This is a genomic window from Aquabacterium commune (assembly GCF_004362855.1).
Lineage (GTDB): Bacteria > Pseudomonadota > Gammaproteobacteria > Burkholderiales > Burkholderiaceae_C > Aquabacterium > Aquabacterium commune.
On sequence record NZ_SNXW01000013.1, the window covers coordinates 20023 to 33996 of the forward strand.

The 13974-nt window shown below is 61.0% G+C and carries 12 protein-coding genes; 3 read left to right on the forward strand and 9 right to left on the reverse strand.

Annotated elements, in window-relative coordinates:
• The first annotated feature begins 314 nt into the window (after positions 1–314).
• Positions 315–647, forward strand: coding sequence for a YnfA family protein (locus tag EV672_RS16875; protein ID WP_109036417.1), 333 nt, complete (start codon positions 315–317; stop codon positions 645–647).
• A 49-nt stretch (positions 648–696) separates the two neighbouring features.
• Here EV672_RS16875 and EV672_RS16880 read toward each other — a convergent pair whose 3' ends face one another.
• Complete coding sequence (locus EV672_RS16880; RefSeq protein ID WP_133611150.1) at positions 697–972, reverse strand: hypothetical protein; 276 nt, start codon at positions 970–972, stop codon at positions 697–699.
• Positions 973–1692: 720 nt separating this feature from the next.
• On the opposite strand from EV672_RS16880, the gene EV672_RS16885 reads away from it, so the two are divergent.
• Positions 1693–2037, forward strand: coding sequence for a CzcE family metal-binding protein (locus tag EV672_RS16885; protein ID WP_159098910.1), 345 nt, complete (start codon positions 1693–1695; stop codon positions 2035–2037).
• Positions 2038–2057: 20 nt separating this feature from the next.
• Here EV672_RS16885 and EV672_RS16890 read toward each other — a convergent pair whose 3' ends face one another.
• Positions 2058–3413, reverse strand: coding sequence for a heavy metal sensor histidine kinase (locus EV672_RS16890; protein WP_279536262.1), 1356 nt, complete (start codon positions 3411–3413; stop codon positions 2058–2060).
• Positions 3410–4096: a heavy metal response regulator transcription factor gene (locus EV672_RS16895; RefSeq protein WP_133611152.1), complete on the reverse strand. Its 687-nt coding sequence runs from the start codon at positions 4094–4096 to the stop codon at positions 3410–3412. The genes EV672_RS16890 and EV672_RS16895 overlap by 4 nt, the downstream gene beginning before the upstream one ends.
• A gap of 35 nt (positions 4097–4131) precedes the next feature.
• Between EV672_RS16895 and EV672_RS16900 the strand changes: the two genes are divergently transcribed.
• The gene (locus EV672_RS16900; protein ID WP_341770495.1) at positions 4132–4605 is read left to right on the forward strand and encodes a hypothetical protein; all 474 of its coding nucleotides are present in this window, start codon (positions 4132–4134) and stop codon (positions 4603–4605) included.
• A 74-nt stretch (positions 4606–4679) separates the two neighbouring features.
• Here the strand turns inward: EV672_RS16900 and EV672_RS16905 are convergent, their stop codons facing one another.
• The 6 genes from EV672_RS16905 to EV672_RS16930 form a co-directional block, all read right to left on the reverse strand.
• Positions 4680–6620 (reverse strand): LTA synthase family protein, encoded by a 1941-nt coding sequence (locus EV672_RS16905; protein WP_243738744.1) that lies wholly within the window; start codon positions 6618–6620, stop codon positions 4680–4682.
• 218 nt (positions 6621–6838) lie between these two features.
• Positions 6839–7348, reverse strand: coding sequence for a DUF4124 domain-containing protein (locus EV672_RS16910; RefSeq protein ID WP_133611153.1), 510 nt, complete (start codon positions 7346–7348; stop codon positions 6839–6841).
• Positions 7349–7424: 76 nt separating this feature from the next.
• Positions 7425–8060 (reverse strand): hypothetical protein, encoded by a 636-nt coding sequence (locus tag EV672_RS16915; protein WP_133611154.1) that lies wholly within the window; start codon positions 8058–8060, stop codon positions 7425–7427.
• Entirely contained in the window at positions 8057–11242 is a 3186-nt protein-coding gene (locus tag EV672_RS16920; protein ID WP_133611155.1) for a CusA/CzcA family heavy metal efflux RND transporter, read from the reverse strand. Before EV672_RS16920 ends, EV672_RS16915 begins: the two co-directional genes overlap by 4 nt.
• Positions 11243–11260: 18 nt before the next feature.
• Complete coding sequence (locus tag EV672_RS16925; protein ID WP_133611156.1) at positions 11261–12658, reverse strand: efflux RND transporter periplasmic adaptor subunit; 1398 nt, start codon at positions 12656–12658, stop codon at positions 11261–11263.
• Between the two features lie 11 nt (positions 12659–12669).
• Positions 12670–13968 (reverse strand): TolC family protein, encoded by a 1299-nt coding sequence (locus EV672_RS16930; RefSeq protein WP_133611157.1) that lies wholly within the window; start codon positions 13966–13968, stop codon positions 12670–12672.
• Between the last annotated feature and the right edge of the window lie 6 nt (positions 13969–13974).

Here is a 13974-nt window from a genome sequence, read left to right on the forward strand (position 1 = left end):
GTGCGCCGACGGCGCCAGGCCATCAGCACACTGCCTAAGGCCAACACCAGCAATACCCCACCAATCAGGACAAGCTCATCAGCACATGCAACCATGGATGCTCCGATTGCAGCAAGGGCGGTAGATCCTGCCGCCAGGGCAGCAGTACCACCAAGCAGGGGGACGGCACAGCAGGCAGCACATTCTGCTCCGACACCGACAGCGGCTTTCCAAGGTCTCATTTCAGTCTTTCCGTAAGTGAGCACGTCGCCCACATCACAACGGTACGACCTCAAGCTACTTGAGATGCAAGAGGTTTGTATGAAAATGCCGACATGGATTTGCTCAAAACCTTCCTGCTGTTTGTCGTCACGGCCATCGCCGAGATCCTTGGGTGCTACCTACCTTACCTTTGGCTTCACCAGGGCCGCTCGGCGTGGCTTTTGTTGCCAGCGGCGGCAAGTTTGGCCCTTTTTGCATGGCTACTGTCGCTGCACCCCAGCGCGGCTGGCCGCGTCTACGCCGCCTATGGCGGGGTCTACATCCTTGTGGCCATCGTGTGGTTAATGCTGGTCGACAAAGTCCAGCCAACAGCGACAGACTGGATCGGGGTAACCGTCAGCCTGTGTGGAATGGCCATCATCATGTACGGCCCGCGGACAGACTGATCGTCCACAGAGAAAGCAGAGCCACATCCGATAGCAGTGATGACATCAGTTAGCTCCTGGCTCTGTACAAAGTGCGGTATCCAACGTCGAGCAACGGTTCATCAAAAACGTCGAACAGATTTGAAGCGATGGCCAGCTTCTTGAGCGTGGCGTGGCCATGTCTGTCCTTCATGTGCGTGACCGCATCAGGCTCCTGTAGCCATGCAATGCGCCCCGCATCCGCGAGATAGGTCCATCCTTCGGCCCGCCGTCTTTGTGCAGCCACATCGCTCAGGACCGCATCCAGACGGCTGTGCTGCAACAGGATCAACTCGAAGTGGCGCAAGCCCTCATCAGATGCGAAGAATGCGCCATGCACTGGCCAACATCAAGCAACGCCTTGGAGAGCGAACGGAGATTTTCGTACATGGGCAACACCCTGCCCCGCTGATCATCGAGATACTTGGCTGCCTCGGCCACCTTCTCCTGTGGGCCAGGCTGGCCCTGCGCTATGTCAGACCATCGACCAGCATGGCGTCAAGACTGTTCTGAACCTGCGTGGCACGAATCATGGTCAACCTTGGTACGACAGCGACGTGGCCATCACGGAAACCACCGGAGTCAGGCTTCTGGATGTGCCCCTGTCCGCCTACAGGGAGAACTGACACTTGAGCAGTCTCCTGATGAAGACATCGCCCACGCCCTTGTTGGTTCACTGTGCATCGGGTTCCGATCGAACAGGCCTGGAATTGAGTCGAGGGGCGCCGATCGCGGTGGCCAATGATGAGCTCTCGGCAAAGTATGGTCACTTTCCAACGCTGGAGTCAGATTCTGCGGCCATGGGCCGCAGCTGGACGAAGTACGCCGATTCTGGACAAACAAAGACGCCTTCGGCACTCTCGCCATAGGCCCAGCAAGTTGCTCGGCGCGGCAAAAGGAGATGACAAAACTGTAACCAATCTGTACGGAGCGTGTCGGGCACGAACTTCTAGAGTCACCTCCAGGACATGCCGCTCAAGCCCATCAATCGATGTGCCGGTTGTCCCGGAACCAACTGGAGCTGATCATGAATCATTGCCTGACCAAAACCGCCTTCGTTCTCAGCCTCGCATTGTCTGCGGCCTTGGCGAGCGCCACGACGGATCGATCGACTACCCGCGACGGCAAGTCCATGTATGGCGCCATGTCCAGCCCATCCCAAGCAGTCAAGGTCGTCGATGTCGAATCCGCCAAGTTCGTCAACGTGGTCTGCGGCGAAACCGTCACTTTCCGCAGCGGCGACAAGAGCTTCAGCTGGAAGTTCGAGGTGCTCAACCATCAGGCCGTGGACCTGATGGCCGTGGCACCGAAGGGCTTCACTAACAAATCGCTGAAGGTCTACATCACCCCCAACCTGCACGAAAGCAATTGACGGAACGGGGCAGCGGCCCATCACAAGGTTGGGCCAGGTCCAGCGGCGTCGGGCAACATCATCCCGATGCGGGTCACGCCTGCGGCTGACTCCGCGAATGCATGGCCGCCATGCATTCGCGCGATGGCCGCCACGATGGACAAGCCAAGCCCATGGTTGCGATCCGCAGGGCTGCGCGCGGGATCGGCTCGGTAGAAGCGGTCGAACAACCTGGGCAGATGCTCCACACCGATGGTCGCCCCCTTGTTGTAGACGGCAATCCTCACCCAGCCGATTTTCTCGCGATCGATCTGGATCAACACCGATGACTCCGGTGAAGCGTAGCGCGTGGCATTGCCCAAGAGATTCGACAGCGCCCGCCGCAACAACGGGCCATCCACCGTGGCGAAAGCATCGCCCGAGATCTTGGCAGTCAGCCCCGCGTCAAGGAGCGCCGCCTCATGAAACTCGATCACCTCTTCCGCCAAGACACTAAGGCAAGGCGTCCATTCGCGCCGCGCAGGCCCACCACGTTCGGCATTGGACAGAAACAGCATGTCGCCGACGATGCTGGCAAGACTGCGTAGCTCTTCCAGATTGGATGCCAATGCCTCTCTGAGATCATCGGCACTTCGAGGTTTGCGCAACGCCAACTCACAGCTGCTGATCAACGTCGCCAGCGGCGTGTTCAGTTCGTGTGCCACATCGGCATTGAAGGCCTCCATCTGCTTGTAGGCAACGCCAAGGCGGTCCAGCAAGGCATTGAACTGCTGAATCAAGGGTTGCAGTTCGTAGGCCTGACCCGCGCCGTCCAGGCGTCGTTCCAGGTCCGTGGCCGTGACGAGTCCGGTCTGCTCGACAAGCTTGTGCAGTGGCGCCAGACCCAGGCGAACCAGCATGAACCCTCCGACGGAAACCGCCAGGGCACCCACCAGCGCCGCGACCGCCAGCGTCCACGCCAGGCGGGCGAGCAAGGCGTCATCCATGCGTTTGTCCAGTACCAAGATGGCCCGAGCCATTCCGCCATCTTCAGACCGCACCTTGATGTCGAACGCCCTGCTCTTGATCTCATTTGGACCGGCCCGCCATGAAGATGTCTCAAAAAGCACTTGGCCATCACGCCCCATCAAGCGCAAAGAAAGTTCGTCATGCCCTGCCAGAAAGCTGCCAAGCACTTGACGCACATCAGCCAGGTCCCGCTCACCGTCGCTGCCTGCAAGCAGGTGTTCGACGGTGTTCTGCTTCTGTGACAGCGCTTCATCCTGCCGCTCGGACACCGTCAGCGCGAACAGCACGTACACCACCACGCAAACCAGGCCAAGGCCCAGCATGGTCTGGAGCGCCAACCAGCGTGACAGCCGCCCCCGAAGGCTGGCCGTCGTGACAATGTCGCTCACGGCTCGCGAACCTCCAGCACGTAGCCCATCCCGCGCACCGTGTGCAACAACGGTCTCTCAAAAGGCTGATCCAGCTTGGAGCGCAGGCGACGAATGGCCACCTCCACGACATTGGTCTCGCTGTCGAAGTGCATGTCCCAGACCTGCTCGGCCAATTCGGTACGCGACAGCACTTCGCCCTGGCGTCGCAGCAGCAGGCTCAGCAGGTTGAACTCCTTAGCCGTGAGGTCGAGCCGCTGCCCAGATCGCGTGGCTTTTCGACGAAGCAGATCCACATCCAGATCGGCCACCTTCAAAACCGTCGGCTCGCCAGCATTTCGCTGCCCGCCCGACCGTCTGAGCAGAACCTGGATGCGCGCAACCAATTCCGAAAACGCGAACGGTTTGACGAGGTAATCGTCCGCTCCGCCTTGAAGGCCTTTGACACGGTCTTCGACCTGTCCGCGGGCCGTCAACATGAGCACCGGCGTCTGTTTGCTTTGCCGCAGAGCAGCGAGCACTGCCAGGCCGTCGATGCCTGGGAGCATGCCATCCAGGACGAGAAGGTCATAGTCGATCTCGGTCGCCATGTGCAAGCCGTCAATGCCGTTGTTGGCCACGTCGACCACATAGCCTTCCTCACAGAGACCCTTGCGAAGGTACTCGGCCATCTTGACGCTGTCTTCGATCACCAGAATTTTCATGAGTTTGATTGTGAAATGGCTGTTACACGAGGAAGATGACGAATTTGTCATCTTTGAGTTGGCCTTCTGTCGCCTGTATCTGCATAGGCTTTCACCTCCATAACCTTCAAGGATTGACGATGAGAAAAGTGAACAGCCTGATTGCCTGCTCGATCCTGGCCATCAGTGCCAGCGCCTTTGCGGCGGACGGACACGAACACGGGCACGAACATGACCCGCTGCACGGCGGCGTGGTGGTGGAAGCCAACGAAATGGACTTCGAACTGGTGGCCAAGGCCGACCTGATCAGCCTGTACGTGCGCGATCACGGCAAGGCGGTCAAGATGCAAAGTGCCAGCGGCAAACTGACCCTCATCAAGGGCGCCGACAAAAACGAAGTGCAACTCGCGCCAGCAGGTGACAAGCTGGAAGCCAAAGGCACCTTCGATGTGAGCGCGGGCGCCAAGGCTGTGGCTGTCGTGACGCTGCCTGGCAAGAAGCCCGTCTCTGTTCGCTTTGCGTTGAAGTGATGCAAGCCCCCGAGGCTGGCCGATGACTCGGCTGCTTCGGGGCGAGCGCAGGTCCTGATGCATCCGCTGCCAGATCATTGCTGATGGGGGCAATTGGGCAGCTTCAATGCCCCCAGTTTGAAGGACCTCGATGCCGTCTGGTAGTAGGCGATCGCCTCATTCAACAGGACCGGATCCACGGCTTTGGGCGTCGTCTCCAGCGTCCGAGGATCGACCCTGTAGCTCTCCACCCGTTGCCGAGGCAGCAACACCGTGAGCGTGTTGCTTCGCAGGTAGCCAAGCGACTGATAGTTACTGACGAAGACCCTTCTCAACGGCTCCTCTTCTTCGAAGAGACAGCGTCCAAAGAAGTAGTCGGCCCCCTTTTTCCCCAATAGCTCGACGATCGTGGGGGCAAGGTCCAACTGGCTGACCAGCGGTTCGTATACACCTGGCTTCAGCAGATCAGGCGCGAAGAAAATCAAAGGGATTCTGTAGCCATCCAGTGGCAACTTGGTCTTTCCCGCCACTGACGCACCATGGTCGGCGACGATGATGAACAGGGTGTCCTTGAACCACGGTTGCGCACGAGCCCTGTCGATGAAGTCGCCGATCGCGAAATCGGTGTACTTGACGGCGCCGACTCGCCCACCGGGTGACGGGATGTCGATGCGGCCGGCGGGATAGGTGTAAGGGCGGTGGTTGGACGTTGTCATGATGTGCGCAAAGAAAGGACTGCTTTGCGCCCTTCCCTCATCCAGCGTGCTCAAGGCCTGGCTGAACAGCACCTCGTCCGCCACCCCCCAGACGTTTTCGAAGACGATGGTGCGCTTGTCCATGTCCGTCCTGTCGATCACCTTGTAGCCGTTGCCCCCGAAATAGGCATTCATGTTGTCGAAGTAGCCGTACCCGCCGTAGAAAAAGTAGGGCTTTAAGCCTTGAGAGCCAAGCACTTCTCCCAGCGTGGCGAGGTGCTCGTTCTGAGGTCGGCGGACAATGGCTTGCCCGGGGACGGGGGGCGTTCCCAACGACAGCGCTTCCAACCCCCTGACCGTGCGCGTTCCCGTGGCATAGGCGTGCGAGAACAGCAGTCCTTGCTTGGCGATCGCATCGAGCCGGGGCGTCAACCCTCGCGAGTCGCCGTATGCGCCAAGAAATGAAGCCGAGAGGCTTTCCACCGAGATCAGCACCACGTTCCGTGGACGCCGGGTGAAGGGCCATGCGTGGTTTGCGGCGCCCTTCAATGCCTGAGCAGAAAGATCGGACAGCGGTCTGCGCTGCATCCCCATGGTTCGAAGAATGCGGTCTGCCTCGCTTTGCGGCATCGTTCGATAAAAGCGATCGAAATCCAGCTCGTTCCGCCGCATGGCCGCCGCCAGCGTGAACAGACCGTTCCCGGAGATCTCTTCCGCATAGGCGTTGCCTGCCCCTTCCATCTGGTCCACGCTGACCGTAAACCCCGCGATCACGGGCAGAACCACACCCGCTGCCACCAGCTTGGCGCGCTGGATGCGCGTGATCTTGACGTTGTCCATGTTTCGAACGGCGCCCCGCAAGAACCAGACAATGAGACCAGCCACCACTGCAATGGCCGCCAAGACGGTTGGAACAGGATAGGACTGCCGGATGTTGCCGATCACCTCCTGCGTGTAGAGCAGGTAGTCGACCGCGATGAAGTTGAACCGTGTTGAAAATTCCAGCCAGAAGGTGACCTCCGCTCCGATGCCAAACAGCATGACGAAGACAGAAAACCACAGCCACTTGAGCCGAAGCGTTTTATGCCAAAAGCTGGTTCGCCAACGATTGGGCAGCACCGCCTCGTAAAGGCAAACCGGCGCGACCAGGAAGGCCAGGGTCGCCAAATCGAACAGAAGTCCCTTGGCAAGCACATAGGGCCAGAGATCGATGCCGACCTGCCCCGCATCCAGCGTGATCAGCAGGCCGATGCGCAGGCAGGTGAAGGCAGTCAACCAGATGATGGCGATCAGCCAGGGAACGCCCATGGACCTGAAAGCATTCGTGGGAACTGAAAACATCTAAGATGATCCTGATGTGTGTCGGGCGGGTATCGACCCTATTTCCAACACGTCTGAAAAATGAACGAAGACGTGATCGTTTCAAGTTGAATGGCGATGGCTCACGCCACCGATACCGATTGCTTGCCTCGGTAAGTTGCTTGGTAAATGCAACTCAGTAAAAGACGCGACGACAATCTCGCCATGCTCTGACCAACCTCACAGGCATATCCGCGAGATCAATATCGAAGTGCGTCCCGTTCCTTGATCAATTTGTCCAACTTGCGCTGGGCCTGCTCCGTCTCCGAAGCCAACGAGCGCTGACGGCGGCCATACTGTGAAGAAAATCTACGGCCTTGCCGATCCCCCTCCACGACTTGGCGCCCGGCCTCTTGATCGGACCGACGGCCCCTGAGCTCTTCGTAGGCACTGGTAATCTGGTTGTCCAGATCCTTCAACCGAAGAGATCGCGCAGCAGCGTCTTTCAGCAACTGCTCTCGCGTCATTGCAAGCGCGCGTTGCGCAGCCTCGGCCTGCTGCGGATCAGCCGGGTGAGGTTCGACAGATATCGCGTAAGACCGCTTCGCCTTTGCCTCGGGTTCGTCGCTATAGACAACCTGCCCATTGGGCATGATCGACTTGTAGAGGATGCGTTCCTCAGCCCAGCAGTAAGAGGTCATGCAGAGACATGCCAGCGCGATCAGGCTGCTGGCGAGATGTCCAGAGACGCTTCGCATTGAACCGCTCATCCATAAGCTCCTTCTTCATTTCTCGCCATTGCCAAAGCTCACGTGTTCAAACACGTTCCGCAGGCGAACCGCCAGATCAGGGAACCGAGCCTTCGCCACCAGTTGTAGACGGTGGCGAAACCGTACGATCCAGCACACGCAGAATCCGGCTTTCGTCGATCAGCGCACGGCCTTCCTGACGGGACAAGCGAACCAGGTCGAACTTCTGCCCATACCTTCCCCGTCTGCGTACTTCCAGCACAGCGACATCACCTGCGCGCAGTTCGAGGGGGAGGGGCGCGCCCACTCCCTCTTGAATGCGCATTTCATGAAGCCCCGGCGGAACGTCCACGGCAACGGCCGAATAAGGGATGAGGCTTTCCAGCGGCTGCCCATTCAACCCCAAAAGCACCAGCCCTTGGATGTCGCCGTCCCGCGCTCGAACGATCACCACCCGCCCCGCATCCGGCCGCAATGCCAGGTTGCGCACCTTGACCGCGTCGGAGGACTTCGGTGACGGCCCCGGCACGCAGGTTCTCGTCTTGAGCATGGTGAAACATATGGGCTTCAGCCGCTTGGCCTCGTCCCTCTCGGGCAGGGCACAGCCTTGCAACGCCGCGGCGGACAGTCCCAGCAAGACCATGTCAGGCGCATAGAACGTCGCGCGAGTGAAGGCGCGCGCGCTCCCCTCACTGGGCCAAAGCCGGGGCCACCGGCCCCATGCTTTGGTCATGCCATCGCTCCATCCTCGTGTGAGTCAGGAGAGGGCTTGGTTTCGGTGGTCTGGGCGTCCTCTTCATCCTTTCGATGGACGATGCGGTAAAGCACAGGCAGCACCAGCAAAGTCAGCATCGTCGAGGACAGGATGCCTCCGATCACGACGGTCGCCAGCGGCCTTTGAACCTCCGCGCCCGTGCCGGTGGCCAGGGCCATCGGCACGAAGCCCAGCGATGCCACCAACGCGGTCATCAGGACAGGCCTCAGCCGCGTCAAGGCGCCCTCGTGGATGGCCTCGTCAAGCGACCGCCCTTCGTCACGCAAGTTGCGAATGAAGGAGATCATCACCAGCCCGTTCAGCACGGCCACCCCAGACAGTGCGATGAATCCGATGGCCGCCGAGATCGACAAGGGGATGTCCCGCAGCCACAGGGCCAGGATGCCCCCCGTCAGCGCGAACGGGATCCCGGTGAACACCAGCAAGCCGTCCTTCACGTTGCCGAACATGGCAAAGAGCAGCACGAAAACCAGCAGCAATGACACCGGCACGACGATCTGCAGGCGCTGCGTGGCGGACTGCAGGTTCTCGAACTGGCCGCCCCACACGGTCCAATAGCCCGTGGGGATCTTGACCGCTTCCAGCGCCTTCTGGGCATCCCCGACAAAGGTGCCGATGTCACGGCCACGCACATTGGCGCTGATGACGATGCGGCGCTTGCCGTTCTCACGACTGACCTGGTTGGGACCGGGCGCCGAGTCGATGGAAGCCACCTCGGACAGCGGAATGAAGCGCGCGCCCTCGCCGTCTCCACCCTTCAAGGCGATGGGGAGGCGTCGAACGGCTTCCAGGTCCGTGCGGACGTCTTCAGGCAGGCGCACGACGATGTCGAAGCGACGGTCGCCCTCGAACAGCGTCCCAGCCTCCTTGCCACCCACGGCCGTGGCCAGCGTGTCCTGGATGTCGCCGATGTTCAGGCCATAGCGCGTCGCCTTCTCGCGGTCGATGTTGATGGTCAGCATGGGCAGGCCCGTGGTCTGTTCCACCTTCACCTCGGACGAGCCCGGGATGCCTTGCAGCACCTTCGCGATCTGGTTGGCCGTGTTGTTGAGGACATCCATGTCATCGCCGAACAGCTTGACCGCGACGTCACTGCGCACCCCGGAGATCAACTCGTTGAAGCGCAACTGGATCGGCTGGGAGAACTCGTAGTTCTGCCCCGGCAGCTTGGCCACTTCCGCTTGAACGGCGGCCAAAATCTCGTCGCGTGTCTTGCGCGGCTCGGGCCACTTGTCCACCGGCTTGAGCATCACGTACCCGTCCGAAATGTTGGGCGGCATCGGGTCGGCCGCAATCTCGGCGGTACCGGTGCGTGCAAACACACGCTCGATCTCCGGGAACTTGGCCTTCAGATGGCTTTCCAGCTTGGTTTGCATGGCCACCGACTGGGTCAAGCTGGTGCCGGGAATGCGCAGCGCCTGCACAGCGAAGTCGCCCTCGTTCAGACTGGGCACAAACTCGCTGCCCATGCGAGAAGCCACCACGGCGCAGACCAGAACGAGCACAGCAGCCGCCGTCAGAACGACGGGCTTGGCACCCATCACCGTGTTCAGCATGGGCTCATACCAGCGCTTGGCGGTGCGGATCACCACGTTTTCGGTCTCCGACACCTTCTTGCCGATGAACAGCGCCACGGCAGCGGGGATGAAGGTGATGGACAGGATCATGGCACCCAACAACGCCGTCACCACGGTGAACGCCATCGGATGGAACATCTTGCCTTCCACACCGGCCAACGCGAAGATGGGCAGGTAGACGATCATGATGATCAGTTGCCCGAACAGCAGCGGACGACGGGCCTCCTGCGAAGCCGCGAAGACTTCATGGAAGCGCTCTCGCAAGGTCAACTCTCGGCCGTGATGCGCCTGCGCATGCGCCAGGCGGCGCACGCAGTTCTCCACGATCACCACCGCGCCATCGACGATGATCCCGAAGTCCAGCGCACCCAGACTCATCAGGTTCGCACTGACCTTCTGGCTGACCATGCCGCTGAAGGTGAAGAGCATGGACAGCGGGATCACCATGGCGGTGATCACCGCGGCCCGCATGTTGCCCAGGAACAGGAAGAGGATGGCGATCACCAAAATGGCGCCTTCCATCAGGTTCTTCTTCACCGTGGCGATCGCCTTGTCCACCAGGACGGTCCGGTCGTAGACGGTCACGGCATGAACACCAGTTGGCAGGGACTTGTTGATCTCCGCCATCTTGATGTCAACTGCTTGCGAAACCTTGCGGCTGTTCTCGCCAATGAGCATGAACACGGTGCCCAGGACGACCTCTCGGCCGTTGTCAGTGGCGGCGCCCGTGCGCAACTCCTTGCCCTGCCCCACTTCCGCGATGTCGCGGATGCGGATGGGCACATCCGTCGTCTGCTTGACGATGATGCTGCCCAGGTCCTGGGTGCCACGCACCTGCCCCGGTGCCCGGATCAGGTACTGCTCGCCTTCGCGTTCGATGTAGCCCGCACCGACGTTGCCGTTGTTGCGCTCCAGGGCATTGACCACGTCGCCCAACGTCAGGCCATGCGCCATGAGCTTCTCGGGGCTGGGCGCGACCTGGTATTCCTTGGCATAGCCGCCGATGGAATTGATCTCGGTCACGCCTGTCACATTGCGCAGTTGAGGCTTGATGATCCAGTCCTGGATCTCGCGCAAGTCAGTCGGCGTGTAAGCCGTGCCATCCGGCTTCTTGGCGCCGTCCTTGGCTTCGACGGTCCACATGTAAATCTCGCCCAAGCCTGTGGAGATGGGCCCCATGGCTGGGGTGACGCCTTGCGGCAGCCGCTCCTTGGCTTCCTGGATCCGCTCGTTCACCAGTTGGCGCGCGAAGTACAGGTCGGTGCCGTCCTTGAAGATCACGGTGATCTGGGACAGGCCGTAGCGCGACAGAGAGCGAGTCTGCTCCAAGCCGGGCAGGCCCGCCATCACCGTTTCCAGCGGGTAGGTCACGCGCTGCTCGGTTTCCAGCGGCGAATAGCCGGGTGTCTGGGTGTTGATCTGGACCTGGACGTTGGTGATATCCGGCACGGCATCGATGGGCAGCTTTTGATAGCTGAAGACGCCCAGAGCGGCCATGCCGAAGACGGCCAGCAGCACAAGCCAGCGCTGCTCAATGGCAAATCGGATGATGCGTTCAAACATGATGGGTGGACCTCGCGCTCAATGCTCGTGCTCGGCCGAAGCCTTGCCGATTTCAGCTTTGATGACGAAGCTGTTCGTCGCCGCATAGCGGGTACCGGCGCTCAAGCCCTTGACGACTTCGGTGCGCTTGCCATCGGTGTGGCCGACTTCCACGGGCTTGGCCTGGAAGCCGCCCGGTACTTCGACGAACACGACTTGGCGGCCTTCCATGGTCTGCACCGCGCCAGCCGTCACGGTCACGGGTGCTTCCGCCTCGCCGGAAGTCACCGCGACATTGACGAACAGGCCGGGACGCCACGAAAGGTCGGGATTGGTCAACACCACCCGGGCGGTGGCTGTGCGCGTCTGCTCGCCAATCAGCGATCCGACGTAGGTCACGGTGCCCTTTGCCGTGGCGTCGAAGGAACTGGATCGCACGGTGACCTTCTCGCCCACCTTCACCAGGTTCAGGTCCTTGGCAGGCACGTTGATCGTTGCCCAAACGGTGGACAAGTCGGACAGAGTGAACACATTGGCGTCTTCCTTGACCGACTCGCCCAGCGCGATGTGCTTCTCGACCACGACCGCGTCAAACGGCGCGCGCAGCTCGTAGCGATTCAATGCGCCAGCCGAAGGCGAGGCACCCAATGCCTTGAGCTTCTGGTTGGCGTTGTTGACGGCAATCTCGGCTTCGCGCAGGGCCTGCGTCGCCTGCAGGACGTCCATCTGGGGCGAGATCTTGTCTTCGAAGAGCTTCTTCTCTCGGTCGTAGGTGGTTTGCGCCAAGGTCAGGCGCTTCTGGGCCGCCTGCAACTCGCTGCGCTGTTCAGACAGCACCACGCTGGAAATAACCGCGAGGACCTGGCCCTTCTTGACCTGCTGCCCCAGGTTGGCCGACACCGATTCGACAACGCCACCGACACGGGGCACAACGTGTGCCGTGCGATCCTCGTTGAACTTGATTTCGCCGGACAGCTGCACCGTCGAAAGGATCTTGCCAGGTTGGGCAGCTTGGACCTCGACACCGGCCGCCGCGATCTGCTGAGCATTCAGCGAGACGGGCTCTTCCTCGCCTTCCTTTTGCTTGCCGGCGTTGGCGGCGGCAGCGCCCTTTTCAGGAGCGGTTTCGCCTTCATGCTTGTCATGCGCCCCATGCTCCTCGGCCTTCTCATGGTGTTCCTTGTCATCGTGTCCCTTGGCCTCGTCGTGGCCGGACTCGGACTTCTTCTCGCCGTGGTGCTCGGCGTCATCGTGTCCCTTGGACTCACCGTGACCGTGGCCATGGCTCTCCTCGGCCGCTTCGCCGGCAGGCGCGCTGGCAGACCGCGTCAGCACAAATGCGCTGGCGCCCAACCCCGCCAAAACGATGGCGATGATGGCAACGAGTTGCTTTTGGCTGATGCGCCCAGCCTGGCGTTGTGATTGGGAGCGTGTCATGCGATGCTTTCTCATGGCTTGGACGTCGTCTGTTCTTCGCCGCTGGTCCCCAGCAGGCGATCGATGTTGGCGTTGGTGCGGTACAGCTCATTGAGCGCACGCAGGTACTGGGCGCGGGCCTGGAGCAAGGTCCGTTGGGCATCCAGGGCGTCGAGGAAGCTGAACTTGCCCAGCTCGAAGCCGGTCGTGGCGGCCTGCCACGCGCTCTCGGCGCCCGGCAGCACCTCGCTGCGCAGAACGTCCACCTCAGCCTGGGCGAAGCGCTGACGCTCCGTCAATTGCACCCACTCGGTCTCGACGCGGATCCGCGTTGCCTGGAAGTCCGCTTCGGCCTTGTCATGCAGGCGCAAGGCCTGCAGCAGGTTGCCGCGGTTGGTATCAAGCACAGGAATCGGAATGGCCAGGCCGATCACCGCCTGGTTGCGCCCGACCTGCTGATCGCGTTTGGCACCTAATGTCACGGTGACGTCCGGAACGCGGCGGGCTTCCTCAAGCTCGACCATGGCCTGCCGCTTATCGACCTCCAGGCGTGCCTGCCGCAGCACCGGTACATCTGACAGCTGAGAAGCCTCCAGATTGCGAGCGGCTGGCTGGACACCCGATTGCCAGACCAGCGTCTGAGCACGAACGGCAGATGCTGGTCCCAGCAGGGCTGCCAGCCCTTGGCGAGCGGATCGAAGTTCGCTCTGCGCTTGAAGCAGCTCCAGCCGGACACCAGCGTGAGCAACCTTCGCCCGCGTCTCATCCACCGCAGAGACCTTGCCGGCCTGAACGCGCTTGGAGACCGCATCCGTGCCACGCATGGACAAGTCGACGGAGGCCTGCGCCAACTTCACACGTTCCTGAGCGATGGCGGCAGCAAAGAACGCATCGGCCACATCCGCCCTGATCTGCGCGCGCCGCCCTTCGATGTCCACGGCGGTTTGAGCCCGCGCGGCCTCGGCGACCGAGATCCGTGCTAACCGTTTACCGCCAAGCTCAATGGGCTGGCTCAACTGCACCGTGGTCGTCCGGCTGTCTCGCCGCGTGTCTTCCAGCAGTGCCTGGACTTCAGGATTGGGACGCGCACCCGCTTGAATGACGGCCCCTTCGCTGGCCGCCAGTTCCTGCTGGTTCGCCACGATTTGAGGACTGAACTGAAGCGCCAGCCTGATGGCCTCGCTCAGCGTCAAGGGCTGCGCCACGGGCGCCGCCTTGTGCACGGCTTGCCCATCCGAATTGGACGGGCTAACTTGAGCAAAGGTGGCGGAAGAATAAAGTGTGGCCGTGACCAACGCGAACGTCGTCATCGGCACCATGTGCCTGTACATCGAATT